At 66.3% G+C, this 24,951-nt stretch carries 26 protein-coding genes; 16 read left to right on the top strand and 10 right to left on the bottom strand.

Features of this window, described 5'->3' with window-relative positions; all coding sequences use genetic code 11:
- Nucleotides 1-332: 332 nt before the first annotated feature.
- Nucleotides 333-674: a hypothetical protein gene (locus MKI84_RS12880; protein WP_241620007.1), complete on the bottom strand. Its 342-nt coding sequence runs from the start codon at nucleotides 672-674 to the stop codon at nucleotides 333-335.
- On the opposite strand from MKI84_RS12880, the gene MKI84_RS12875 reads away from it, so the two are divergent.
- From MKI84_RS12875 to MKI84_RS12845, 7 genes are read left to right on the top strand one after another with little or no spacing between them, the layout of a single operon-like run.
- A complete protein-coding gene (locus MKI84_RS12875) occupies nucleotides 660-4,718 on the top strand; it encodes an LPD38 domain-containing protein (protein ID WP_241620005.1) in 4,059 nt (1,352 codons plus the stop codon). The two genes, MKI84_RS12880 and MKI84_RS12875, sit on opposite strands and share 15 nt — an antisense overlap.
- A 37-nt stretch (nucleotides 4,719-4,755) precedes the next feature.
- The gene (locus MKI84_RS12870) at nucleotides 4,756-6,906 is read left to right on the top strand and encodes a hypothetical protein (protein ID WP_241620003.1); all 2,151 of its coding nucleotides are present in this window, start codon (nucleotides 4,756-4,758) and stop codon (nucleotides 6,904-6,906) included.
- Nucleotides 6,903-7,679, top strand: a complete 777-nt coding sequence (locus MKI84_RS12865; protein WP_241620001.1) for a hypothetical protein — start codon at nucleotides 6,903-6,905, stop codon at nucleotides 7,677-7,679. The genes MKI84_RS12870 and MKI84_RS12865 overlap by 4 nt, the downstream gene beginning before the upstream one ends.
- A gap of 33 nt (nucleotides 7,680-7,712) precedes the next feature.
- A complete protein-coding gene (locus tag MKI84_RS12860; RefSeq protein WP_241620000.1) occupies nucleotides 7,713-8,435 on the top strand; it encodes a lysozyme family protein in 723 nt (240 codons plus the stop codon).
- Nucleotides 8,432-8,794, top strand: coding sequence for a Pam3-gp28 family putative phage holin (locus MKI84_RS12855; RefSeq protein ID WP_241619998.1), 363 nt, complete (start codon nucleotides 8,432-8,434; stop codon nucleotides 8,792-8,794). The genes MKI84_RS12860 and MKI84_RS12855 overlap by 4 nt, the downstream gene beginning before the upstream one ends.
- Nucleotides 8,795-8,801: 7 nt before the next feature.
- On the top strand, nucleotides 8,802-9,149 hold the full coding sequence (locus MKI84_RS12850) for a hypothetical protein (protein WP_241619996.1): 348 nt from the start codon (nucleotides 8,802-8,804) through the stop codon (nucleotides 9,147-9,149).
- Nucleotides 9,146-9,361 (top strand): hypothetical protein, encoded by a 216-nt coding sequence (locus tag MKI84_RS12845; RefSeq protein ID WP_241619994.1) that lies wholly within the window; start codon nucleotides 9,146-9,148, stop codon nucleotides 9,359-9,361. Before MKI84_RS12850 ends, MKI84_RS12845 begins: the two co-directional genes overlap by 4 nt.
- 320 nt (nucleotides 9,362-9,681) lie before the next feature.
- Here MKI84_RS12845 and MKI84_RS12840 read toward each other — a convergent pair whose 3' ends face one another.
- From MKI84_RS12840 to MKI84_RS12830, 3 genes are all read right to left on the bottom strand, one after another.
- Nucleotides 9,682-10,332, bottom strand: coding sequence for a DUF1254 domain-containing protein (locus MKI84_RS12840; protein ID WP_241619993.1), 651 nt, complete (start codon nucleotides 10,330-10,332; stop codon nucleotides 9,682-9,684).
- 7 nt (nucleotides 10,333-10,339) lie between these two features.
- Nucleotides 10,340-10,915: a DUF1214 domain-containing protein gene (locus MKI84_RS12835; RefSeq protein ID WP_241619991.1), complete on the bottom strand. Its 576-nt coding sequence runs from the start codon at nucleotides 10,913-10,915 to the stop codon at nucleotides 10,340-10,342.
- 61 nt (nucleotides 10,916-10,976) lie between these two features.
- Entirely contained in the window at nucleotides 10,977-13,184 is a 2,208-nt protein-coding gene (locus MKI84_RS12830; protein ID WP_425353836.1) for a transglycosylase domain-containing protein, read from the bottom strand.
- 189 nt (nucleotides 13,185-13,373) lie between these two features.
- On the opposite strand from MKI84_RS12830, the gene MKI84_RS12825 reads away from it, so the two are divergent.
- The 3 genes from MKI84_RS12825 (at nucleotide 13,374) to MKI84_RS12815 (ending at nucleotide 15,993) form a co-directional block, all read left to right on the top strand.
- On the top strand, nucleotides 13,374-13,955 hold the full coding sequence (locus MKI84_RS12825) for a YcgN family cysteine cluster protein (RefSeq protein WP_241619989.1): 582 nt from the start codon (nucleotides 13,374-13,376) through the stop codon (nucleotides 13,953-13,955).
- Nucleotides 13,956-14,067: 112 nt separating this feature from the next.
- A complete protein-coding gene (locus MKI84_RS12820) occupies nucleotides 14,068-14,832 on the top strand; it encodes an FCD domain-containing protein (protein ID WP_241619987.1) in 765 nt (254 codons plus the stop codon).
- An 81-nt stretch (nucleotides 14,833-14,913) separates the two neighbouring features.
- Nucleotides 14,914-15,993: a WcbI family polysaccharide biosynthesis putative acetyltransferase gene (locus MKI84_RS12815; RefSeq protein WP_241619985.1), complete on the top strand. Its 1,080-nt coding sequence runs from the start codon at nucleotides 14,914-14,916 to the stop codon at nucleotides 15,991-15,993.
- Nucleotides 15,994-16,022: 29 nt separating this feature from the next.
- On the opposite strand, the gene dcd is transcribed toward MKI84_RS12815, so the two are convergent.
- On the bottom strand, nucleotides 16,023-16,580 hold the full coding sequence (gene dcd, locus MKI84_RS12810) for a dCTP deaminase (RefSeq protein ID WP_241619983.1): 558 nt from the start codon (nucleotides 16,578-16,580) through the stop codon (nucleotides 16,023-16,025).
- A 167-nt stretch (nucleotides 16,581-16,747) separates the two neighbouring features.
- Here dcd and MKI84_RS12805 point away from each other — a divergent pair, with 167 nt between their 5' ends.
- Entirely contained in the window at nucleotides 16,748-17,179 is a 432-nt protein-coding gene (locus tag MKI84_RS12805) for a SufE family protein (protein ID WP_241619981.1), read from the top strand.
- Nucleotides 17,180-17,185: 6 nt separating this feature from the next.
- Here the strand turns inward: MKI84_RS12805 and MKI84_RS12800 are convergent, their stop codons facing one another.
- Both MKI84_RS12800 and MKI84_RS12795 read right to left on the bottom strand, forming a co-directional pair.
- Nucleotides 17,186-17,740: a DUF6456 domain-containing protein gene (locus MKI84_RS12800; protein WP_241619979.1), complete on the bottom strand. Its 555-nt coding sequence runs from the start codon at nucleotides 17,738-17,740 to the stop codon at nucleotides 17,186-17,188.
- On the bottom strand, nucleotides 17,730-18,086 hold the full coding sequence (locus MKI84_RS12795) for a helix-turn-helix domain-containing protein (RefSeq protein WP_241619977.1): 357 nt from the start codon (nucleotides 18,084-18,086) through the stop codon (nucleotides 17,730-17,732). The genes MKI84_RS12800 and MKI84_RS12795 overlap by 11 nt, the downstream gene beginning before the upstream one ends.
- A gap of 187 nt (nucleotides 18,087-18,273) precedes the next feature.
- Here MKI84_RS12795 and MKI84_RS12790 point away from each other — a divergent pair, with 187 nt between their 5' ends.
- Entirely contained in the window at nucleotides 18,274-18,534 is a 261-nt protein-coding gene (locus MKI84_RS12790; RefSeq protein ID WP_241619975.1) for a hypothetical protein, read from the top strand.
- 62 nt (nucleotides 18,535-18,596) lie between these two features.
- Here MKI84_RS12790 and MKI84_RS12785 read toward each other — a convergent pair whose 3' ends face one another.
- Nucleotides 18,597-19,016 (bottom strand): Ros/MucR family transcriptional regulator, encoded by a 420-nt coding sequence (locus MKI84_RS12785; protein ID WP_241619974.1) that lies wholly within the window; start codon nucleotides 19,014-19,016, stop codon nucleotides 18,597-18,599.
- A gap of 346 nt (nucleotides 19,017-19,362) precedes the next feature.
- Between MKI84_RS12785 and msrB the strand changes: the two genes are divergently transcribed.
- Together msrB and MKI84_RS12775 are read left to right on the top strand one after the other, a co-directional pair.
- Nucleotides 19,363-19,803 (top strand): peptide-methionine (R)-S-oxide reductase MsrB, encoded by a 441-nt coding sequence (gene msrB, locus MKI84_RS12780; protein WP_241619972.1) that lies wholly within the window; start codon nucleotides 19,363-19,365, stop codon nucleotides 19,801-19,803.
- Nucleotides 19,800-21,926, top strand: coding sequence for a S9 family peptidase (locus tag MKI84_RS12775; protein WP_241619970.1), 2,127 nt, complete (start codon nucleotides 19,800-19,802; stop codon nucleotides 21,924-21,926). Before msrB ends, MKI84_RS12775 begins: the two co-directional genes overlap by 4 nt.
- 106 nt (nucleotides 21,927-22,032) lie before the next feature.
- On the opposite strand, the gene MKI84_RS12770 is transcribed toward MKI84_RS12775, so the two are convergent.
- On the bottom strand, nucleotides 22,033-22,806 hold the full coding sequence (locus MKI84_RS12770; RefSeq protein ID WP_241619968.1) for a hypothetical protein: 774 nt from the start codon (nucleotides 22,804-22,806) through the stop codon (nucleotides 22,033-22,035).
- On the opposite strand from MKI84_RS12770, the gene MKI84_RS12765 reads away from it, so the two are divergent.
- Nucleotides 22,807-23,289 (top strand): hypothetical protein, encoded by a 483-nt coding sequence (locus MKI84_RS12765; RefSeq protein WP_241619966.1) that lies wholly within the window; start codon nucleotides 22,807-22,809, stop codon nucleotides 23,287-23,289.
- A gap of 107 nt (nucleotides 23,290-23,396) precedes the next feature.
- Nucleotides 23,397-23,993, top strand: a complete 597-nt coding sequence (locus MKI84_RS12760; protein ID WP_241619965.1) for a superoxide dismutase — start codon at nucleotides 23,397-23,399, stop codon at nucleotides 23,991-23,993.
- Nucleotides 23,994-24,089: 96 nt separating this feature from the next.
- On the opposite strand, the gene aqpZ is transcribed toward MKI84_RS12760, so the two are convergent.
- Nucleotides 24,090-24,788: an aquaporin Z gene (gene aqpZ / locus MKI84_RS12755; RefSeq protein WP_241619963.1), complete on the bottom strand. Its 699-nt coding sequence runs from the start codon at nucleotides 24,786-24,788 to the stop codon at nucleotides 24,090-24,092.
- Nucleotides 24,789-24,951: the final 163 nt, after the last annotated feature.

Here is a 24,951-nt window from a genome sequence, read left to right as displayed (position 1 = left end):
TTCAGGGCCTGGAGATCGCCAGCGATCGCCGCGACGCCTTCAGCGCCTCTCAACTCGCCATTTCCACGGCGCTCGGCGCGGCCGCCGGCGGCGCGTTCGGCGGCGTCGCGGGTGTGATCGCCCGGCGCCCGGCCGCCGGCGGCGCAGAGGTGACGGCGGATCCCGTGCCGGCGGCTCCGGCGCCGGTGTCTGACGCACCGCTTCAGATCATGGTTCGGCCTGAGGCGTCTCAGGCCAGGCAGCCGGCGTCGCCAGCCGCCGCCATCGGCGAGCGCCTCCAATCTGAGGCGGAGGCGCGTGTCACAGGGCAGGCACCGGAAGGCGTGCTGGCCTCACGCGATGTGCCGCCGGTTCCGGATGATCTGGACGCCCTGGCCGCTCGGCTGTCGCCGGAAGGAGCGCCCGTGGCGCGCGAGGCCGCGCGCTGGATCGGGGAAGCGCCGGACCTTGAAACGGCGGTGGCCCGTGAGGCGGCGTTGGCAGGCCGGCTTGATGATGTTGTCAGTATCGATGACGAGCTTGGCCCGGTGCTCACCGGCTATGAGGGGCGCTGGCCCGAGGCGGTCGCCCGGTTGAGCGAGCTGAAGGCGGGAGATGCGCGGGGCGCGCTGACCTTTCCCGACGGGCGGGTGGTGGATGTGTTTTATGGCAATGAGGATATGGGGCTCGCCCATATCGCCGGAAAGCACCCCGAGGTGTTGGGTGACCTACCTGCGCGGATCGCGGAGATGGAGATCGAAAGCGTCTCGCCAAATCGCATCCGTTATACCAGCCCGCGAACGAAGGCGGCCGTGCGGCTTGATCTGGATGGCGAGACGAAAAGCTGGCTGCTGACTGCCTATGATCCGGCTTCCCAGCCGCAGGGACGTCGCCGGCGTGTCGAAGGTAGTACGGAGCGCTCCGACAGTCTCCAGGGGGACACGTCCTCTCCCTCGCCGACGGCCGCCAATGTAGCACCGGATCGGCTGGCGGACGAGGGGGGTGATGTGCTGGCGCGCCGTGAAGGCGCAGGCGATGTCCGCGAGGATCTCCGCGCGTCGCGCGGTGCGGTGCGGGTCTCGGCGCAGCGGCCTGCCGGTGGCATCGCGGCGGCGCCGGATGACACTCCAACCTTCACGCGCCTGCGGGACATCTCGCGCAAACTGCGCGACGCCATCGAGGTGGCGGCTGTTCGTCAGGGGCGCATGAAGTTGCGGGGCGCCGAAGGCACCTATGATTTCAGCAATGGTGCGCTCCGTGTGCGCCGACAGGACGATTTTCAGACCTTCGCCCATGAAGTCGGCCACGCCGTGCAGGCCCGCTTCGGTGGCCTGAAGGGTAATGGTCCAGCCGATCTCCTGCCGATCATGAAGCGCCATGCCGGCGAGCTTGAGCCGATGGCCTATGTCGGAGCGAAGCCGGCGCATCGCCTCGAGGAGGGCTTTGCCGAATGGTTTCGCCTGTCCTTCACCAATCCGGCGAAGGCCGCAAAGGATGCGCCGCGGTTCTCGGCGGCATTCAATGCCTTCCTGAAGCGGAATGCGCCGGAGCTGCCGCCGCTCCTCGAGGAGATCCGCACGGCCTATGGCGAGTGGATCGCTCTGCCGAGCGGTCGGGCCGTGCAGTCCACCATTGTCAGCTCCCGCCGGCCGGGCTGGTGGCGCAAGCGTACTGACAGCATGCGGCGCTATGGTCTCGGCACGACGATCGCGGATGAGGTGGGGCGCGCCTACACCGCCTTCTTCGACAACCTGCACCCGCTTCAGCGTTCAGTGCGCTCGCTGGCGCGGATGGCATCGGAGGCCGCCGGCAAGCCGGTCGACCTGAAGGTGATCGATGATCCCTACAAGCTCGCCCGCCTATCGAGGAACGCCCATGGCGCGGGGCATATGGACATCATGCATGGCGTGGTGCCGTATCGCGGCGCGAACCCGGCTTCGCCGGCGCTGCGCGATGCGATCATCGAGGCGATGGGCGCGCCGAACGCGGCCGGCCGGTGGGATGATGGCAAGGCTGTAGAGTTCGGCGCCTATCTCTGGTCACGCCGTGCGCTCGGGGAATGGGATCGGTTCCGCGCGGGTGAGATCCCGAACCCGCCGGACAAGCTGAGCCACGGCGACCATGCGTTGCATGTGCAGGAAGCCGAGGCGGCAAATCCGCAGTTCGCGACCGCGGCCGAGAAGGTGCATGCCTGGGCGCTGGCGTTGTGGGACAAGAAGCTGCATTCCGGGCTGATCACGCCCGAGCAGCATGCGCAGGGTCTGATGATCCGCGACTATGTGCCGGGCCTGCGCGCCTTCGATTACGACGGCGACCCCGCCGGCGCCGGCGGGCGCGGCGGCGGCGATGCGCGCTCGAGCATCGTCAAGCGCTTCCAAGGCTCTACGCGCGACGTGATCAACCCGGTCGAAAGCCTGATGACCGATGCCTATGAGACGGCCGCGGCGATCGCTCATAACGACGTGATGAAGTCGCTCGATCGGCTGGCGCTGCGGGCCGGCCATGGTGGTGCGGCGATTGCCGAGCGGATCCCTGCCAAGGAAATGCGCATGCTGCTGGTCGACCCGCTCGAAGCGATCGAGGCGGCCGGCCGGCAGGGCGGCATGGCGGGACCGGATGTCATCGCCATCCGCGACATGGTGGAAAGCCTGCTGGGCGATGAGAAGGCACGGATATTCCGGCCGGCGGTGATCAACACCAAGGGCGAAACCATCGTGTTCTTCCGCGACGGCGGCGAGCTGCGCGCCTTGCGTCTGGCCGATCGGGATTTCGGGCTCGATATCTATCGGGCGCTTACCAGCATGAGCGCCCCGGAAAAGAACCTTTGGCTGGATCTGGCGTCGGTCTCGAGCTCGACGCTGCGCGCCGGCATCACCTCCGATCCCGCCTTCATCCTGGCGAATCTGATCCGCGACCAGGCTATGGCCTCGATCTTTTACGGCGCGCCGTTCAAGCGGCTGACCGGGACATTCCGGGGTATGGCGGATGAGCTGATGGGGCGCGAGGCCGCGCGGCGCTACAACGGCGCTGGCGGCATCATGGGCGGGCAGGAAGTTGCGGCCCTTCGCGATGCCAGTGTGGAGCGTGATCTTTCTGCGCTGAAGAGAAAGGGTTGGCTGGCGCAGCGCTTCAAGCATTCGGATCCGGTGAAGTGGGTGAAGGGCGTCGCCGAGGTCGCTGAGATTTCGGAAACCGGCATGCGCCTCGGGCTCTACAAGAGCTTCTATGACGAGGCGAGCAAGCGCGGCCTGGCGGACTGGGAAGCGATGATGGAAGCAGCATGGCGCGCCCGCGATCATATGGATTTCGGCCGCCGCGGCTCGCAAATGGCGGCCATGAGCCGGCTCGTGCCGTTCCTCAATGCGTCGCTGCAGGGCTTCGACAAAGTGACGCGCGAGATGATCGCGCCATTCTTCGGCGATGCAGTCACCGCCGGCGAGGCGGCCGCGCGCGGCACTGCGGTGAAGGCGTGGGCGCGGCTCGCCACGCTCACCGTCGCCGGCCTCGGCCTCCATGCACTCATGAGCCGGAACGAGGATTACCGCGAAGTCAGCAACACCACGCGCGCCACGCATTGGATGGTGAAGACCGGCCAGTACTGGACGGCCATCCCGAAACCTTTCGAAATGGCCGTGGTGCTGAACGCGGCGGAGGCGATCTGGGATGCCTTCGCCGAAAGCGATCCGCTGGCAACCTCGCGCTATCTCGATGGGCTGTTCAACGTGATCGCGCCGCCCAACCTGTTCGAGGGCTTGCCGGGCCTCAAATTCTATTATGAACAGAAAACCAACACCGACATGTTCACCGGCCGGCCGATCGTGCCGGAGGCCGTCGAGGGTATGGAGACCTGGTTGCAATACACCGCTGCGACTTCGGAGCTTGGCAAGCTTATCGGCTCCGCGATCGGCGTGGCGCCGGTCATGGTCGACCAATTTATCACGTCGCAGTTCGGCACGGTTGGCCGCTCGGTGATGGCGCTTTCCGATATGGCGACCGGCGATAAGCCGTCGCAGGGCTGGGATGAGGTTTTCATCACCCGGCGTTTTGTGAAAATGGCCTCGCGCGGTTCCACCTCTTCGCGCCAGTTCTGGGACATGGTGTCGGGCCGCACCGGCGAGCTCGAGGGCAAGGCCAAGAGCTACCGCGCCCTTTCTGACGCCGGCGACGATGTTGGCGCGGCCGATTATCTGGCGACGCTCGATGCAAACCAGCGGGCCTATGTCACTGTTTCCATGATGCCGATTGGCGCGCAGCGACTACACCCGTTGATCCGCGCCCGTGGCGCGGTCCAGGCGATCGGCTTCGTGCGACGGGCGATCGCCTCGAATGCGGTGCGGAACGCTGACGACGAGATGATCGAGATTCCGTCCCGCGTGCGTGGTGCCGCTGACGATATCCTCGCCGATCTCGCCATGGTGGAAGCGCGCAATGCGTTGATTGCGGTCGGTACGGAAGGCTGGGCGCCGGTGCGGCCGATGCCGACCGATGGTTATATCCGCGAGCTCGAGGCGGTATCGCCGGAGCTGAAGGCGGTTCTGGCTTCGCGGTACAACAAGGCCAAAGTCTGGCCGCGCGAGCTCGTAGAACGGATGTGGCCGGAACTTCGCCAGCGACTGAAGGATGAGGGGTCCGACGCCATGTTCAAGGATCTCGAGGCTGAGGCGAAAGCTGCCGGCGTCGAGCTCGATGGCGACAGGCCCGCGCGCCGCGCGAAGCCGACCGTGCCGGCGTTGAACTGAACGGTTGACCTTATGATGCCGGCGGCATGCTGGTGTCATGAGCACAGATATCCCGATCAATAACGACACCCGTTCCCGTGTCTACATCGCGTCGGCCGGCCAGACCGATTTTGCGGTGCCGTTCGCGTTCCAGTACGATCGGGACATCAGGGTGCATCGCGCGCCGGCGGCCGGCCAGCCGGATACGCTGCTCACTCTGAACGTCGATTATACCGTTTTCGGTGCCGGTAGCGCCGGTGGCGGTTATGCGCGGCTGTTTGCAGCGCAGCCAGCCGGAGCCCATATCTCGGTGTATGGCTTGGCTGACGCGTCGCGGACCTCAAACGTCACAGCGAGCGGCCGATATCAGCCCCAGGTGCTTGATCAGGAATTCGACCGCGGCGCGATTCGTGACATGGAGATGCGCCGGGATATCGACGATGAGAGGGTGCGTCGCGGCGCGGCCGATGAGGCGATCTATAGCAAGATCGCCGATGAAGTCGGGACCAGCGTGGAACGCGACAACGCCCTGTTCAATATTATCGCCTCCGAGTCCATTGCCAGCAACAATCGCGACACTGGCCTCGGCCAACGCATCGACATGATCGACGGGACGGTGGCGACGGCGGCATCGGTGGCCGCGATCGAGGCCCGAGACATTGCGGTGGCCCAAGTGCCGCTCGCCACCAACCAGCGAGTTGCGGCACAGCAGGCCCGTGCGGAGGCCGAGAGCGCTCGTGCCGGCGCTGTTTCGGCGGCGGAAAGCGTAGGATCATTCATTACCCTTGCGCTAGCGAATGCCGCGATCGGCGCCATTCCTGAGAACAAGGGCATCTATGTCACCCATGACGGCGCCAATGACGGCTTCTACGTGAAGCGTGGCGGCGTTCTGGTGCTGGATTATGCGGCGACACTACCGAACCTCGCGGTGCGCCAGGCGGCCATGGAGAATGCCGTTCGCTATGAGGCAGAAAACCCGGAATATTCTCACTCTCTCACCGACAAGAACGGCCTCGGGACGTTTCTGACCTCGCGCATCAAGGATGGTGCCCCGCCGCTCTGGGCGGCGGCGCTCATCGCCAAGAGCATGGGCGAGGCCGGCCTGCTACCGGTCGACGTGGAATATGAAGGCGGCGAGGATATCTGGGTCAGCATTGCCGATCTGGTGCCGGGCACGCGTCGCGGTCGTTTTGGCGCCTGGCATGCGACATGGGGCCCGGATGGTCGTTTCCATCCGAAGGCGCTTGCAGACCTGAAAACCTCGCTCGGCCTCGACGACGCGATCGCGTCGCTTAAGACGTGGCCGGACGAGACATGGCGGACCCGTCGTGGCGATCGCGCGCCGATGCGCGCCGACTTGTCGCGATGGACTATCTGGGGGTCCAGCACGGCAGGCGGCTACGTGTCCAGTCTGACGCCCATCGCGGCGGAATTTGGCGCGACCCTGACCAATATGGCAACTGGCGGTTGGCGGAACACGCAAATTACCGGTGCAGCCGGCACGTCGCCCTACCGTCTCATTGTCCCCTCTGGCTCGATCCCGGCGAGTGGCACGACCCCCATTGCGTTCGATCGAAATTTTGCCGATGGCGTGATGCGTAACCCTTGGGTCGGCTACCTTCGCCTCCCCTCGGGCGATGTTCCTGTCACAATCACCGGGACAGATGTCCCTTATCAGATCGCGCTAACCACGGCCGGGGCAGCCGCAGTCGCGGCGGTCGGCTACCACGATTTCATTCCGCTTGCCTACACCGAGCAGCGGGCAACCGTGCTGCTCGACAATTCCGGCAAGAACAACATCAACGTGTTGAGCCCACTCGACGAATGCGTGCGCGGCTGCATCGAGTTGGCGGAATGGCACGCTCCCATTTTTCCTCGCATCCTCGGGATCGGTCACGCTCCGCGCAAGTCGGATGTTCCGGGTGGCGCCGGCCGCGAGTTGATGTTGCAGGACCGGGCGTGGCGCCAGGATTTCTTCGGAGATCGGTTCGTTGATGTCTATGCCTATGTAATGGGCGAGCAGATCTGGACTGACGCCAGCCTCACCAAGACCGCCGACGACGTCGCCGATATTGGCGCCGGCATGATCGCGCGGCAGCTCTGCCAGGATGATCTGCACCTCGCGAGCGTTGCGCGTGCCGCCATCTGCAACAACCTGATCCGCCCCAAAATCCTCAGCCTGGGCTGGTATGGAGAGGACGCACCATGACCACGATTATGCCGTCGACGGTTGCGCTCACCGACGGTGGCGTTCCCATTGCTGACCTCGCGCGCTCGATGCTCTTTGACTTCGACGCCTCGACCATCGTCGCTGCCGATGGCGCGTCGGTGCCGAGTTGGCTTTCTCTTCGTGGCGAGGCGGCGCCCCTGCGTACATTGGCGACCGCCTCTGGCGGTGCTGCGCCAATATTGAAGGCGAATGCGCTCGGCGCCCTTCCGGCCCTTCGGTTCGGTAAATCCGCGGCGGATGACACGATGAGGGCGGTAGGAGCCGTCGACTACCCGGAATTCTCGATCTCGATGCTGTTCCGCTTCGATGAAGCCGCCGCCTTTGTGAACTCCACCGGGACGCGGCTTCTCAATGGGCTGGCGTCCGGTCGCTATGTCAGCATCCGCGCCTCAGGTTCCGGCGCTCTCTTCGCCGGCGCTGGCACCGATGGCGTGTCGTTCGGTAACGGCACCCTCACCGGCGTCGAGACGGCGTGGCATATGGTGACGTTCACTTACACGCCTCCCCCGACTGAGAACCCGGCCGCCGGCGGCACGCTGGTGCGCAAGCTCGATCTGCGCCCGCCCGTGACGACGACGGGACACACCGGCCTTTCCAGCACCGGAATTCTCAATAGCCTGCTCATCGGTGCCGCAGGATCTCTGTCAGCCACCGAGATCCAGAGGTTCAGAGGCTGGGGGCGCGCGCTCCGTGTTGACGAGATAGAGACTTGGCACGCGGCCATTCATGGCCGAACGCAACTGCCCTGGTAGTCAACGAACGGTTGACCCTCTTCGCCGGCCGCCATGCTCAAGGCTCCCAATCGGAGCCCTGACATGGACAAGACTGTGCCCGCCGGTGCCGCGGTGCTTCTCGATTTCATCCGGCGCACGGAGACCGGCCGCGCCGATGCATCGGCTTACGACACCATGTTCGGCCACAACGAACGCAAGCTGGCCAAGCCGCTGACCACCATGACGCTGGCCGAGGTGATCACAGCGGGACCGAGCTGGACCAAGGCCCACGGCTCCAGCGCCGCCGGCGGGTATCAGTTCATGCGCCAAACCCTCATCGACCTTAAGGCCGAGCTCGGCTTGCGGGATGGCCAGGTGCTGAACGCGGGTCTTCAGGACCGGCTCGGCTATCACCTGCTGAAGCGCCGCGGCTATGAAAAGTTCATGGCCGGTCAGCTTACGGTGACCGCCTTCGGCCTCAATCTGGCGAAGGAATGGGCGAGCTTCCCCGTGCTAGCCGCGACCGCTGGCAGCACCCGCCAGCTGCAACGCGGCCAGTCCTATTACGCCGGCGACGGGTTGAACAAGGCGCTCGTCCCCGCGAGCGATGTCGAGAAGGTCCTGGCGACGGTCAAGGCGGCTGGCAATGCCGTCCCGGTCATCGATGCCGCCTCGCCGGCGTCCGCGGCAACCGGCACCTCCTCCACGATCAAGGCGCTGCTGGCGGCCGTGGTCCTCGCCCTGGCCGCGCTCGCGGCCGCCTTTGGCATCGACCTTAAGGAGCTGCTGCCGTGAGGAAGCTCATCACCGCCATTATCGGCACCGCGCTCAATGTCGCCGTGCCCGGCGCCGGTGCCATCATCGAGCGCGCAACGGCTACCGTGGCCCGGCGGAGTGACGTGGCTCTGTCGCCATCCGACGTGAAGCCGGTTGCTGAGGCGATCGCGCGCCAGATGCCGGCGCCAGCGGCGCTCGAAGCATTGTGGCCGCAGAACCTGCGCATTGCCCTGGTTGCCCTAGGCGGCGCTGGCGTGGGTGCCGGCTGGTACTCGCAGTCCGAGCTCGAGGCGATCGTGGGGCTTTGCATGATCGTGGTGCCCTGGGCCTACCGGAACATCGAGACCCTGATCGCCCGTCACCGGGCGGGCCTGTGAGGACGTTATGACGGATATGCTGCCCGAGCCGGCATTGCTCGGGCTGAAAGCTGCTCACCTGCTTGCTGGCGCCATCGGCGGCCTCGTCCGCTCCATGACGCGGCCCGGAGGATCGATCATGCGTCACATCGGGACCGCCATCGTCGGCACCGCCGTCGCGGGTTACGGCACGCCGATCGGCACACATCTGGCCGCGCGTTGGCTCGCCTCGCCGGATATCTCCACGGCCTCGCTCGAGGGCATGGTGGGCTTCCTCCTCGGGCTGACGGGCATGAGCCTATGCGAGGCCGCGATCAAATGGGCGCGCCTCTGGCGCGATGGTGCCCCTCCGAACCTACGGCCGCCGGCAGCATGAGCGTTCGCCCTCACCCGCGCATACCGCCGCGCATCCGGCGGCCTGTGCGCGATCGCGTCGAACTGGTCGTACAGCTCGAGCCGATCGCTGGCGATCCAGTAATGCCGATCGTCATCGCGCTTGATGCGGCGACGGGATGCCGGATGCTCGCGGATCTGATGGACGCTTTTCAGGCGCTATGGCTGGATAAATCCAACCGGGAAAATTCATGAGATAAGTGGTTAAATTTACTCAACAATCTCATGGATGGAACCGCTAACCCATTGAACCAACTAAACACGTAATTATAAACCCGTTAACCATGATGGTTCGTACTGGGCGCAGACCACGAAAAGTTAAGGTTCTCACGACCCAGCGGAGAGCGAAAATGGGATCGGTGGTGCCGTTTCAGTTACGCCGGCCGCGCCGGTTTCGCGAGGCCTCTTCCCGGCCGTCATGGCCGGCGGAGGCGGAAATCATCATCCTGCAGGTCGTTCAGCGGCTTCCGGTCACGGCCGCGCCTGAGGCTCTTGCCCCGGCGCCACGCCCGCCATCATAAGCTCGGCGCGCACATCGCCGTTTCGACCAGCGTCCTCACCTGCTCGCGCGCACCGGGCTCGCGCACCAGCGCGCGCACCAGCACGATGCCCTGGTCGGTGGGCGATTCGACCACGAGTTGGTCGGCCGCCGTCACCTCGTCATTCTCCGGCAGGCCCGCCTTCTGCTTGGCGTTCATCAGGTCGAGTTCCACCATGTCGCGGCCGGCGGTGCGATCGTTGATCGCGTAGAACGGGACGCCATGGCGGGTGAAGAAGGAGATCGAAGCGTAATCGTCCGTCACCGGCGCACGCACCTTCAGCGGCCCCTCGCTGAGGTCGTAGACGCAGGCGGCGGTCACGAAGGCCGGGTCCATCCTGGGCAGCACGCCGCTCTTGGCAGAGGGGTCGTCCAGCAGCACCATCTCGTTCGGTTCGCCCACGGCGGCGAGGCGGGCATAGCCGTCCTGCTCGGCATAGAAGGGCAGGATCAGTACCGTGACCAGATGCACCAGGGCGCCGAGCACCAGCGCCACCAGCACCGGCATGATCAGCCAGCGCAGCCCCAGCCAGGAATCGGCGAGCCGCTTCAACAACGTAGGCGGGCGCGGGATGAAGCGCGACGACGTGCCGTGGGGCGGGGTCGTGGGAGACGGGGTGGTGCTCATGACTGTCTCACGGGCAGCGCTCGGTGATGAGGCGCGGCATGACCGGGGCGTCGCTGTCGCGCGCGGCGAGGCCGAACGGCGTATCATAAAGCCGGAGCGTCAGCCCGATGCGGGCCGCGCCCCCGGTCGGCAGCCAGTTCCCGGCCCGCGCGCGCGGCCCCAGCGCGACATCCAGCGTGCCGTCGCGGTTCCACACCACCTCGGCGCTGGTGAAGCCGTTCCGCTCGGAACTGTGCTCGATCAGCCCGCCATCGGCGTCGGTCACGGTCAGCGTCCAGTAGCGCGCCTGCGGGATCGCGCCCGTGAGCCGGAGTTCGCAGCGCCCATCCAGCGCGCGGCCGGCGTCGTCCACCGTGGCGATAAAGGCGAGCCCATCGGCCAGCTCAAGCGGCAGTTCCCCGGTGCGTGCCAGGGCGGCGCGTGCATAGGGGTCGGCCTCCTCGGTCCCGGCCTTGGGCCAGACCCGCCACGGGCCGGCCTGCACCACGCCGGGGCCATAGCCGCCCATGGTCGTGGTCCAGGTCAGCGCGAGACCTATGGCAGCGCCGAGCAGCAGGGTCAGTATCAGGAGCAGTGCGCGCAAGGTGGGCAGGGTCCGCTGAAACGAGCCGGCCACCCTTCGCGGGCGGCTGGCGGGGAATGGGTCAATTATTGCCGGTCGCCGCGCCGAGATCGATCGAGGCGGTGGGTTGGCGCGGCGGCTGCTGGGCGGCCTCGCGCATCTGCGCGGACAGCTTCATCAGCCGCGCGGCGGAAACCGGCGACAGCGTGACCGGGCGCTGCACACCGTCGATCTCCAGCGGCGTCGCCTGCGCCACCGCGCCGTCGAGCTTGGGCGCCGGCTGGTTGCCGAGGCCCGGCGTCGGCTTCAGTTCGATGCCCTGATGGGCAAAGGCCATCACCTTCTGCCAGGTCATCGCCGGCAACGAGCCGCCGGTCATCTTCTTGGTCGAGGTGTAGTCGTCATTGCCGAACCAGATGCCGCCGACATAATTGCCGGTGAACCCCATGAACCACGCGTCGCGATAGGCATTGGTGGTACCGGTCTTGCCCGAGACCTTGGTGCCCGGCAGCATGGCGCGCCGGCCGGTGCCGTTCTCCACCACGCTGTTCAGCATCGGGTTGATCATGCCGATGATCTCCGGCGGGATGATCTGGCGCGGGGTGGGCGCGCTCTGGGCGAAGTTCCACACCGGCTCGCCGGCAGGAGTACGCATCTCGACCACGGCGTGAGGCTCGACCGAGACGCCGCCATTGGCGAACACGGCATAGGCCGCGGTCATGTCCACCACCGTCACCTCGGCCGCGCCGAGCGGCAGGGCGCGGGTAATCTTGAGTTCGGTGTGCAGGCCCATGGCATGGGCGAGGTCGACGATCCGCCCGCGCCCGATCGCCTCGGCGAGCTTCACCGCCACGGTGTTGAGCGAGCGCGTCAGCGCGGTGATCAGCGGCAGCGAGCCGGCATAGGAACGGCCATAATTCTGCGGGCACCAGTTGCCGATGCAGATCGGGCCGTCGACCACGATGGTGTTGGGCTTGTATTTCCCGGTCATCAGCGCGGCGGTGTAGACGAAGGGCTTGAACGACGAGCCGGGCTGGCGCAGCGCGTCGGTGGCGCGGTTGAACTGGCTCTCGCCATAGTCGCGCCCGCCGACCATGGCGCGCACCGAGCCATTGGGCTCCATCACCACCATCGCCGCCTGCTTGGCGCCGTAATCCTTGCCGAATTCGCGCAGGGAATCGCGCACCGCCGTATCGGCCGCCTTCTGGATGTTCGGGTCGAGCGCGGTTCGCACCACGAAGGAACGCTCGGCATAGCCCTTGGGCAAGGTGTCGACGATCCGTTTCACCTCGTCGAAGGCGTAGTCGAGATAATATTCGGGCACGTCGTCGAGCTTGCGGTCGACCGGGGTCGCCGGATTGCGGCGGGCGCCGAACACCTGGCCTTCCGTCATGAAGCCGGCATCGACCAGATTGTCGAGCACCACGCTGGCGCGCCCACGCGCCGCCGGCAGGTTGACGTGAGGCGCGAATTTCGAGGGCGCCTTGAACAGGCCCGCCAGCATCGCGGCTTCCGCCAGCGTCACGTCGCGGGCGGACTTGCCGAAATAATACTGCGCCGCGGCGTCCACGCCGAAGGAACCGCCGCCCATATAGGCGCGGTCGAGATAGAGCTTGAGGATCTGGTTCTTGGTGAGGTGGAACTCCAGCCACAGTGCCAGGAACGCTTCCTTGATCTTGCGCTCCAGCGTGCGCTCATTGGACAGGAACAGGTTCTTGGCGAGCTGCTGGGTGAGCGAGGAGCCGCCCTGCACCACGCCGCCCGCCCGCGCATTCGACAGCACGGCGCGGAAGGTGCCGGGAATGTCGATGCCGAAATGGTCGTAGAACCGCCGGTCCTCGGTCGCCAGCACCGCCTTGATCAGATGGTCCGGAAACTCCTCCAGCGGCACCGTGTCGTTGTGGCGGATGCCGCGCTCGCCGATCGCGTTGCCGTAGCGGTCGAGGAAGGTGACCGACAACTCGGCGCGCTTGAGCCAGTCGTCGGAGGTTTCGCGGAACGCCGGCACCGCGAGCGCCAGCATCAGCACCGCGCCCACCGCGCCCCAGGTCATGCCCTCGGAGGCGATCTCCACGCCCCAGCGTGCCGGGCCCTGCAGATTGAAGCGCTCGGAGAAGGCGACGAAGCTCTCCCACATCGCGCGCAGCCGCACGCCCGCCCCGTAGATCGAACTATCGATCCAGGAATCGAGCGCCAGCAGCGCGTTCTTCAGTTTCTTCCCGCGCGCCGAACCTTCGGCCGGCTCGGGAGCCGGCGTCGTCGGTTCATCCGCCTTCGGCGTGTCGTCCAATTCGCGCCTCTCCGAGAAGCTTCCTCGCCCCGCCACACCTTATAGCGAAGCCGGCCCCACCATACGAGGGAGGCCACGGGGCTCGCTATCACAGCGCGCCAACGCTATCTAATGTTTGATTGCCGAAGGGTGAAAGCGCGATGAATGCCGCGATTGCGGATGCGCACGCCCGGTGCCATGGAATGACGAATGAGCCTGCCCTCCCAAGACGACCTGCACGACGAACCACCCTTCTGGCAGACCAAGACCCTCGAACAGATGTCCCCGGACGAATGGGAGAGCCTGTGCGATGGCTGCGGGCGCTGCTGCCTCGTCAAGCTGCAGGACGAGGATACCGAGGCGATCGCCTATACCGACATCGGCTGCAAGCTGCTCGATGACGTGAACTGCAATTGCCGGGACTACCCCAACCGGCAGGCGCAGGTGCCCGACTGCGTGCGCCTCACCCCCGAGACGGTGCGCGCGCTCGACTGGCTGCCGCCCTCCTGCGGCTACCGGCTGATCGAAGAGGGCCGCGAACTCTACTGGTGGCACCCCTTGGTGTCGGGCGACCGCGACAGCGTGCATGCCGCCGGCGTCTCCGTGCGCTCGCGTGTCGCGGCGCTGGAGGACGAATTGCCGCTGGAGGATTTCATCGACCACATGGTGCGCTGGCCGCTGCGACTGCCGCGTGGGGCGGCCAGCCGGATACGGCCCGCGTCGGCACGAAAGACGGACGCGACGGGGCGCAAAGACGGTGTCGCCAGGGAAGCCGACGGCCGGAAGGGATAAATGGTAAATCCATCTTACCAACCGGGCCGATTGGCGCGATGATGGCGGCGTAGGTGCCCGTACCGACGCTGAAAACAAAGAACAAGAGCCAGTAAGAAGTGGAAGAGGACGAATGTCCGAAGGGCTGCGCGCGCCAAAGCTGGCGGAGACCATCGCCGAGCATATCGAGCGGTTGATACTGGAAGGCGTGCTTCGGCCTGGTGAACGGCTGGCCAGCGAGCGCGATCTCGCGGAACGGCTCGAAGTCTCCCGCCCCTCTCTGCGCGACGCGTTGCAGATGCTGGAGGCGCGGGGCCTGCTCGCCACCAGCCGCGACGGCACGCGGGTGACGCAGTTCCTGGCCCCGCTGACCGATCCGCTGGCCAACCTGTTGCAGTCCAGCGACCGCGTCACCGCCGATTATTTCGAGTATCGCGAATCCGTGGAGCGCAAGGCAACGGGCCTTGCCGCGCTGCGTGCGACCGAGCCTGAGCGCCAGGCCATCGCCGAATGCCTCACTGAGATGCAGGCGGCGCATGAGGCGCGGGACGCCACGCGCGAGGCCGAGGCCGACATCGTGCTGCACCGCCTGATCTATGGCGCGTCGCATAATCTGGTCATTCTTCATGTCATGCGGGCCTTCTCGGAAATGCTGCGCCGTGACATTTTCTTCAACCGCACCAAGCTCTTCGCGCTCGCGGAATTTCGTGACGACCTGCTCAGCCAGCACCTCGCCATCGGGCAGGCGGTCATCGCGGGCGACCGGAGGGCGGCGGAAGAGGCAAGCCACCGGCATCTGCTCTATACCGGCCAGAGCGTCGAGCGCTTCCGCCGCGACGAGGAGCGGGTCAACCTCGCGGTTCGCCGCCTGACGCGCTCGACGCTGGTCGGAAACTGAGCGCGGCCGGCGGCGGTTTCTTAACAAGCCGCGGCGGATAGTCGGGCCAAACCGGCGCGGCGTGCCTTGCGGATGGCGTGAATGAGGACCGAACTGAAGAAAATACGACGGTTGGCAAAGGCGCGGCTCAGCGCCTCGGCTCAGCCGCTTTATGTATTGCGGCCTGCGGCGGCGCCCGCGCGGGGATTTTCAGCCGGCGCGCTCACGCACCTCATCCGCGAGTTGTCGGTGCAGACGCTCATCGCCTCAGAGCCGTCCACCTTTCACAGCGGCGCCCGTTCGGCCGACGAGCCACGTATTCTCGTGCTCGGCAACTGCCAGGCACCCAATCTGGCCCGCCATATCGCGTCGGGCTGTGCCGCGTCGGTTCTCGGCCTGGAGATGTTGAACTATCACAAGCATCGGCGCGCCTTCGACATTCTGTGCGACGATGCCGACATCATCATCACGCACAGACTGTCCGAACTTTTCGGGAGCATCTCCACCGCGCGCCTCAAGGAGCGCTATTCCAGCTCCAAGAAGATCTACACGCACACCGCCATCCACTTCTCGGGCGATCATCCCGATCTCGTCTATCTCGGCACCATGGGAAAGCGCGTCCAGTCGCCGATCGGCGACTACCATTCGCGCATCGCACTCCAGAGCTTTATCGCCGGCCTAGACGAAGCCAGCTGCCTCGCGGCCTTCAACGAGCAAACCTTCGCCAAGCTCGGCTATTTCGAGGCGGCGGAGGAGAGCTTCCGCGAATGGGAGCGGCGCGAAGAAGATGCCGACCTGCGCAGCTGTGCCTTTGCGCGGGAAATCTGGCGCGACGAACAGCTCATGATGACGGTCAACCATCCCCGAGGGCGCCTGCTCAAGCACGTCTCCGACGAGTTCCTGCGTGCCGAAGGGCTCCCCGTGCGCGATTACGATCACGAACTCACGCCGAACCTGCTCGTCAACGGGCCGATCTGGCCGGTTCACCCCGTCCTGATGCAACATCACGGCAAGACCCACCCGACGCCGTCATTGATGTGGAACCGCGGCAGGGCGCTGAGCCATGACGACTTCGTGCGGGACAGCTACGCGATCTACCGGCGCATCGGCCGCGACGCGCTGCTCGGGGCGGCGACGGACTACCAGCGGACCCATGTGCTCGGCCTGAACGAGCCGGGCTGACGCGGCGCAGGCTCCTGCGTCAGGCCGCCTCACCCCGCCGCGCGCTGGCCGGCGAACTGGCCGCCATAGGCGCGCTCGGGCACGCCGAGCGTCTGCTCGACGATGAGCTGGCACACTTTCATGCCCGCGCGCAGCCGGATCGGGCGCGGGCCGAGATTGATGATTTCAAGCTGGATCCGCCCGGTCGAGCCGGCATGGATGGTCGGCGCGGTGAGGTGCACGATCAGCCCGATCCGCGCCAGCGAACTCTTGCCCTCGACGCGGGCGGCGAGCCGGGCACCGGAGCCGAGGTCGACCTTCTCCCAGGTCCATCCAAGGACCAGCCGGCCGGGATCGAGCACGAAGCCGTCCTCGCCTATCTCGATATCCCCGGCCATCGCGGCGATGGCCTCCTTGAACGAATAGCCAGGCCCGGCGGGGTCGATCACCGGGTCCTCGCCCTCGATCGGGGGATTGTAGAGCGTCAGCCGGCTGTCGAGCCGCAGGTCGACGCCGTTGGGCGCATAGGCTTCCGGCGGCGGCGGGGGCAGGATGCTGAGCGTCCCCTCGCGCAACGCGTCTCGAAGGTCCCGGTCGGTCAGGATCAAGGCCGAAGGCCCTCCCACGTCTTAGGCAACAACGTTTCACGCAACTTCATGATGGGTAACATGTCTGGCGCCGCCCGGCGAGGCCGGCGGGCCGCGGCCATTGCGCATGCCCCCCAACCGCCCCTATATGCCGGCAAGGCGCACGGCGCGCGGCCAAAGAGCGGGCGATGTCAAAGATCGACAGCATCATCGAAGACTTCGAGCTCCTGGACAATTGGGATGACCGCTACCGCTATCTGATCGAGCTGGGGCGCACGCTGCCGGCCTTCCCGGAGCAGGAGCGCACCGAGCGGACCAAGGTGCAGGGCTGCGCCAGCCAGGTCTGGCTGGTCAGCCGCACCACGCCCACGCCCGACGGCCCGCACCTCGGCTTTCTCGGCGATTCCGACGCGCATATCGTGCGCGGGCTCATCGCGATCCTGCTGGCGCTCTACTCCGACAAGCCGGCCTCGGAGATCGCCGTCATCGATCCCGCCACCGTGTTCGGCCGCATCGGCCTCAAGGACCACCTGACCCCGCAGCGCTCCAATGGGCTGCGCTCCATGGTGGAGCGCATCCGCGCCGATGCCGTGCGGGCGCTCGCCGCCCCCGCGAACTGAGCCGGCCTAGCGCCCCGCCTCCCCCATCCCGTCGGCCGGCGCGGACCAGCTTTGCAACCTCGCGCGCTCCGGCCCGCGCATCTCGGCGACAAGACCGTAATGGCGCGCCAGTCGGTCGAGCCCGAGGCCCAGCACGATCTTCGCCGTGCGCGCCGGCCAGCGGCGCTCACGCTCGACCTGCTCCATTCCCTTCAGGAAGCAGCACACGTCCAGCAGCAGCCCGGAAAATTCCGGCCCGGCCGCCTCCAGCGCCCTCGACAGCCGCTGCTTGGCGGCGATCGCGACATCCGACAGGTTCATGCCGGTCGCGCCGCGCCTTCCGCCCGAACCGCCAACCCCGCTCCAGTCCGCGCTCATGCGCGGCATCATCTGGGCGCGGGTGAAATCGGCGCGCAGACGCTCGCCGGCGAGAAGCTGCAGCGGCGCGATCAATGCCCGCCCGTCGCGCGCGCGCCGGCTGGCCAGCCAGGCGAGCGGGCTCTCTTCGAGATCGACCGCCACCTCGGCAAGCACGCCCTCAAGTTCGACCTCCACCGTCCCCATCCGGCGCTCATGCGTCATGGCGCACCGCCTCCCCTGCCGTGGCGCGGCGCACCTCGTCTTCCAGCGTTCCGACCCGCAGGTCCCAGTTCACCGCCTCGCGCGATTCCTCGATCCGCCGGCAGGCATGGACCACCGTGGACCGATGCCGGCCGAATCCCGTAGCGACCCGCGAAATCGGCAGGCCGAGCCCGACATGGGCGAGATACATGGCGAGCGCCCGCGCTCCGGCACTGGCCCGGCTGCGTCGAGAAGGCTGGAACAGTTCGCCCAGAGGGACGCCCGCTGCCAGCGCTGCCGCTCGGGCTGAGATGAGACAGGCCCGGGCATCCGGCGGCGCAAGAGCAGAAGGCGAAACATACAACATGACCACACCTCTTGGTTGAAGGAATATAAACCTATCATGCCCGACGGAAGCATCAAGTTCAAAAAGGATTTTTGATCGGTCCGCTATCTCCGCCCCCGAACTCCCTAATTCCAACCCTTGAATAGGATTTTTATCCGCACCCATCCAAGCCGCCGGATAATCGTCGCAGCACCCCGAAGGAGGATCGATGCGGCAGGCAGACCGGAGGAGCGGGCGCATCCGCGCCATGCGCGTGGAAGACCCTCAAGCCACCATCGCCGCACGGGTGGACGCGTTGCGCCCGTTCATCGGCGGCACCGGCGAGGAGAAGCTGGCCAGCCTACGCCGCCTGCTGCGCTCGGAGCGGCGGGCAGCCCGCGCCGGCGGCGTCTACGATGCGGCACGGCACGCCGCGCTGTGCCGGCTCGTCGCGGAGGCACAACGCCCGGCGCGGCCACGCGCCAAATGAAAAGGCCGCCCCGCTCTCGCGGGACGGCCTTTTTCTAACGTCGAACGTCAGGAATGCGGGGATCAGCGGCGCGGACGGCGGCGCTGCTGGCCGAGACCCATCTGCTTGGCGAGCGCCGAGCGCGCGGCCGCGTAGTTCGGCGCCACCATCGGATAATCCGCCGGCAGGCCCCACTTCTCGCGATACTGCTCGGGGGTCATGTCGTACTGCGTGCGCAGGTGACGCTTCAGCGATTTGAACTTCTTGCCATCTTCGAGGCAGACGATGAACTCGGGCATGACCGACTTCTTCACCGGCACCGCCGGCTTCAGCGGCTCGGCCACAACCTCGACCTCACCACGTCCCACGCGCTGCAACGCAAGGTGCACATCGGTGATAAGGGCCGGCAGATCATTCGCCGAAACGGCATTATTGCTCACATAGGCGGAGACGATATCCGCCGCGAGCTCGATAAAATTGTCGGCATCCGTGGTTTCGTTCATGGCTCAATCTTCTAATGACATCGAAAATCACGAATGTCGGCAAGCGACTCGCTTCGCACGCCATCGCTTTGCACGACAATACGCATTAATTCAGCGTAGTTCATTATTCGTGACCGGACAATTCGTCCAATAGAATTATTGTGAGGCAGGTCCAAGATTTTTTCGAACCCACACGCCCAATAACTGCGTCACCCGACGTGTTGCGCAGCGTCACATTGCAATAGGTCAAGCTGAACACCGGAGTGCATCGCCAAACCACTCGCGGCATGGGCGCGGCACCGCGCGCAAGGCTTGAAGTGACCGCCGCGTGACACTATCTCGGTGCCATACATCAAGGAACATTCCCATGATTCAGGATACCGCCTCTCGTCCCGGTCGCCCCAAAGTGGTGAAGACGGACGCGGAATGGCGTGCCTTGCTCACGCCGGAGCAGTATCGCGTCACGCGCGGCCATGGCACGGAATGCGCGTTCGGCGGGCCGCACCTCTCGCAGAAGCAGGCCGGCACCTATTCCTGTGTGTGCTGCGGCGAGCCGCTGTTCCGCTCGGACGCCAAGTTCGAATCCGGCACCGGCTGGCCCAGCTTCTTCCGCCCGGTCAGCGCCGACGCCATCACCGAATATCATGATCATTCCTATGGCATGCACCGCGTCGAGGTGCGTTGCGCCAGCTGCGACGCCCATCTCGGCCATGTCTTCCCGGACGGCCCGCGCCCCACAGGTCTGCGCTACTGCATGAACGGCGTCGCCATGAGTTTCGCGCCGGACGCCGGCGAGGTCGCCAAGTGAGCCGCGCCGAGGTGAAGGACGAAGCCACTCACGCCCCGCTGGTGCGCGTGTTCCATGGCGAGACGCTGAGCGATCCCTATGCCTGGCTGCGCGCGGAGAACTGGCGCGAGGTGATGCGCGACCCCGCATTGCTCGCCCCCGATATCCGCGCCCATCTGGAGGCGGAGAACGCGGCGACCGACGCCTGGTTCGCGCCCCATGCCGAGCTGCGCAAGGCGCTGGTCGCGGAGATGCGCGGGCGCATCAAGGAGGATGATTCCTCCGTGCCCGCCCGGGACGGCGCCTTCGACTACTTCACCCGCTTCCGCGAGGGCGGCCAGCATCCGCTGATCTGCCGGCGCCCCGCCGGGGCCGAGGGCGAGGAAACCATCGTGCTCGACGGTGACGCCCTCGCCGCGGGCAAGGCCTATTTCCAGTTCGGCGACGCCCGCCGCTCTCCGGACCAGACCCTGATGGCCTGGAGCGCGGACGAGGCGGGCTCGGAATATTACACGCTGCGCCTGCGCGACATCGCCGCCGGTACCGACCTCGCCGACACGGTTTCGGAAACCACGGGCGACGTGCTCTGGAGCAATGACGGCGCTTTTCTCTACTACATCCGCCGCGACGAGGAACATCGGCCGAGCTTCGTCTACCGCCACCGCCTCGGCACGGCGCCGGGCGACGATGTGCTGATCTATGAGGAGCCGGACAAGGGCTTCTTCGTCTCGCTGGGCCGCACGCAGTCCGGCCGCTTCGGCCTGATTTCCTGCGGCGACCACGAGACCAGCGAAATCAGCCTGATCGACCTCGACGCCCCGCTTCAGGCGCCGCGCCTGGTCGAGCCGCGCGAGGTCGGCCTGCGCTACGGCGTCGAGCATCATCCGGCGATCGCGGGCGTGGAAAGCCTCGTCATCGAGACCAATGCCGATGGCGCCGAGGACTTCAAGATCGTCCTCGCCCCGCTTGCCACGCCCGGCCGTGCGCATTGGCGCGACCTCGTGCCCCACCGCGCCGGCCGGCTCATCCTGTCGCACAGCGTCTATCGCGACCATCTGGTGCGGCTTGAGCGCGAGGACGGGTTGCCGCGCATCGTGGTGCGCGCGCTCGCCGACGGCGCCGAGCACGAGATCGCCTTTGCCGAGGACGCCTATTCGCTCGGCTTCGATCCCGGCTATGGGTTCGACAAGACCGACATCCGCTTCAACTATTCCTCCATGACCACGCCCGCCGAGGTCTGGGATTATGACGTCGCGACCCGCGCGCGGGTGCTGCGCAAGCGTCAGGACGTGCCGTCGGGCCATGATCCGGCCCGCTATGTCACCCGGCGCGTGCTGGCCCCCGCGGCCGATGGCGAGATGGTCCCGGTGTCGCTCCTGTTCGCGAAGGATACGCCGCTCGACGGCTCCGCGCCCTGCCTGCTCTATGGCTATGGCGCCTACGGCATCTCGATTCCGGCCGGCTTCTCCACCTCGCGGCTGTCGCTGGTGGATCGCGGCTTCGTCTATGCCATCGCCCATATTCGCGGCGGCACGGAGAAAGGCTGGCGCTGGTATCGCGAGGGCAAGCTCGCCCACAAGACCAACAGCTTCACCGACTTCATCGCGGCGGCCGAGCATCTGGTGGCGGAGCGCATCGTCTCGCCCGCGCGCATCGTCGCTCATGGCGGCTCGGCCGGTGGCATGCTGATGGGCGCGGTCGCCAATCTGCGGCCCGATCTGTTCGCCGGCATCGTGGCGGAAGTGCCGTTCGTCGACGTGCTCAACACCATGCTCGACGACACGCTGCCGCTCACCCCGCCGGAATGGCCGGAATGGGGCAACCCGATCGCCGATCGCGAGGCGTTCGAGCGCATCCGCTCCTATTCGCCCTATGACAATGTGGCCGCGAAGGACTACCCGGCCCTGTTCGCGCTCGCCGGCCTCACCGATCCGCGCGTGACCTATTGGGAGCCGGCCAAATGGGTGGCGCGGCTGCGCGAGCTGAAGACGGATGCCAATCCGCTTCTGCTCAAGACCAATATGGAAGCCGGCCATGGCGGCGCGGCCGGTCGCTTCGACCGGCTGGAGGAAACCGCGCTGGTCTATGCCTTCGCGCTGATGGTGGCGCAGGCTCGGCTCACGGCGGCACCGGCCACGGCCTGATCGTCGTCTCTGGGCCCACGAAAAAGGGAGAGCGCGGCCATCGCCCCGCTCTCCCTTTTTCGTGTCTCCGGCCGGGCTGCGTGGCGGCCTTTCGGGTCCGGCCGCCTCAGCCTTCCGGCTTGGCGGAACTGTTGGCCACGTGGTCGCGCAGCTCCTGCAACGAGGCGAAGCGCAGCGTGCCGTCCGGCAGATCCGCCTCGATCGAGCCGTCGGAATACAGCTTGTAGGCCATGCCCCCGATGACGCCGGCCTTGAGCAGGGTCATCGGCGGCTCCTCCGGGGCCTCATCGATCGGCTCATCGAGCAGATCGGACACGTTCAGGAAGGTAGGGGTATCGTCCACCATCGGCTCGGGCGCGGGGGGCGGCGCGGAGGCGAAGGGCGTGAAGGGGCGCCGTTCCGGCAGCGGCGGACGCGGCGCGCGCGGCTCGAACGGCTCGTCGCCGAAAGCCGGCGGCACCGGCCGCTCGGTGGACGCGCGCTCGGCGGAGGGGCGGTTCAGCCCCTCGCGCAGGAAGGACGGCACCTCGCGGCGCAGACTCTCCGAACTCAGCGGCGGAGGCACCGGGGCGGGGGTAGGAGCCGGTGCAGGCTCGGGCTCGTCGATCTCGACGACCGACTCGATCTCGATCTTGGTCTCGACTTCAGGTTCCGGAGCCGGCTTGCGGCGGAACCAGGATGGCAGGCCACGACCACCAGACTCCGCCTTTTCCTCGGCGGGAGCCGGCTCGGGCTCAAGGCGACGGGCGCTGACAGGAGCGGGCGCCGGCTCGGGCTCGGGCGCCGCCGGACGAGCCGGCGGAAGCGGGTCGAGCCTCAGCGGCGGCATCGTCGGCGCCGGCTTATGTTCGGGCTCGGGCTCGTCGAGGCGCGCGGCCATATGCCGTTCCTCATGCCCGCCCAGACCGGCATGGTCGGCATCGAGATGATCGGGATGTTCCTCGTCGGGCTCGAAATGCAGCACGCCGTCCAGCTTGTTGGCAACATCAACGACCGCGCGCTGAATGAAGCCGAGCGCGAAAAGCACCAACCCGCCGACGAAGACAATACTGCCGACCGTAAACAGGGCGGCCCCGGAAGTTGTCTCGGACGAACCGAACCCAATAGCGCCCAGGACGATACCGATGGCGGCAACCGCAACGCCGACGCCGATGATGACTGCACCCATAAAGAAACTCCGCCGAGCCGATTCGCCGTCGGCTTTTTCTACGCGACTTTACGTCCAGCACGGACTTTACGAAAGCTCTGCGGTGCGCCTGCACGATCGAAGCGGCATTCTTTGGGCGACAACGATCGGAAACGGCACTTTCCCCACTCCATCGGCAGTCATTTCGTCGCAAGCGACACTTTTGGTTGTCGGTGAGCCAAGACCGACCTATCTAAATCAACGCCGATCCCGCGCGGTGCTCCCCGCATCCGTCGGGAAAGCCGCGCTGCGGCCGGCCGGATTTCATTTTGCGGAGAGCTTCAATGTCCTTCTCGCTGCCCGACCTGCCCTATTCCTATGACGCACTTGCGCCGTACATGTCGCGCGAGACGCTCGAATACCACCACGACAAGCACCATCTCGCCTACGTGAACAACGGCAACAATCTGCTGAAGGGCACCGAGTGGGAAGGCAAGTCGCTGGAGGAGATCGTCAAGGGTTCCTTCGGCAAGAACGCCGGCCTGTTCAACAATGCCGGCCAGCACTACAACCACCTGCACTTCTGGAACTGGATGAAGCCCAATGGCGGCGGCGCCATTCCGGGCGAGCTTGAGAAGAAGATCGTCGAGGACCTCGGCTCGGTCGAGAAGTTCAAGGAAGACTTCATCCAGGCCGGCACCACCCAGTTCGGCTCCGGCTGGGCCTGGCTCGCCGTCAAGGACGGCAAGCTCGTCGTCGCCAAGACCGCGAATGGCGAAAGCCCGCTGGTCACCGGCGCCACCCCGATCCTCGGCGTCGACGTGTGGGAGCACTCCTACTACATCGACTACCGCAACCGTCGCCCGGACTACCTCAAGGCGTTCGTCGAGAACCTCGTGAACTGGGACTACGTGGCCGAGCTGTATTCCAAGGCGGTCTGAGCCCTTTCATCGAACCTGCGAAACCGCCGGCGCCTCGCGCCGGCGGTTTTGTTTTGCCCGGTCGGTCGAGGGCCGGTGGCGCCGGCCTTGCGGGCATCAGTCCTCAGTGTGCAGCCAGCGCGCCACGAAGCCGGCAATGACCGCTCCGAGAATCGGCGCCACCCAGAACAGCCAGAGCTGGCCGACATATTCGCCCCCGGCGAACAGCGCCGGCCCCGTGCTGCGCGCCGGGTTCACCGATGTGTTGGTCACCGGGATCGAGACGAGGTGGATCAGCACCAGCGCGAGACCGATCGGAATGCCGGCAAAGCCCACGGCAGCACCCTTGGAGGTGGTGCCGATGATGATGAACAGGAAGAAGAACGTCAGCAGCGTTTCGATCGCGAAGGCCGAACCGAGGCTGTACTTGCCCGGGCTCAGATCGCCATAGCCGTTCGAGGCGAAGCCGCCCGGCGTCCAGCCGGCCTGGCCGGAGGCGATGACATAGAGCATGGCCGCCGCTGCGATGGCGGCGATCACCTGCGCGACGACGTAAGGCAGGACACCGCTGGCGGGAAACCTCCCGGCGGACCACAGCCCCACCGTCACCGCCGGATTGAAATGTCCCCCGGAAATATGGCCGACGGCATAGGCCATGGTGAGAACCGAGAGGCCGAACGCGAAAGCGACACCGAGAAAGCCGATGCCCAGCTCAGGAAAAGCCGCCGCGAGCACGGCAGAGCCGCACCCCCCGAAGGTTAGCCAGAAAGTGCCGAAGAATTCCGCGGTCAGTCGACGTGAAAGACTGGACGTCATGGTGATTTCCTCTTGGACATCCCCCCACGGTTACGTTACTCCAGTACCAAGCCCTAAGCAATGCGCGGCGCGTGACCGCCCGAGCCGGTCGCGGCGACTTGGGCGGCGCCTATCCGCCCCTATCCCAGCGAACACGCGGCGTCAGCTGGACATGATTGCCGTT

Source organism: Ancylobacter gelatini (assembly GCF_022601675.1).
Classification (GTDB): domain Bacteria; phylum Pseudomonadota; class Alphaproteobacteria; order Rhizobiales; family Xanthobacteraceae; genus Ancylobacter; species Ancylobacter gelatini.
Note: the sequence above shows the minus strand (reverse complement) of the source record. Positions and strands in the feature narration are given on the sequence as shown.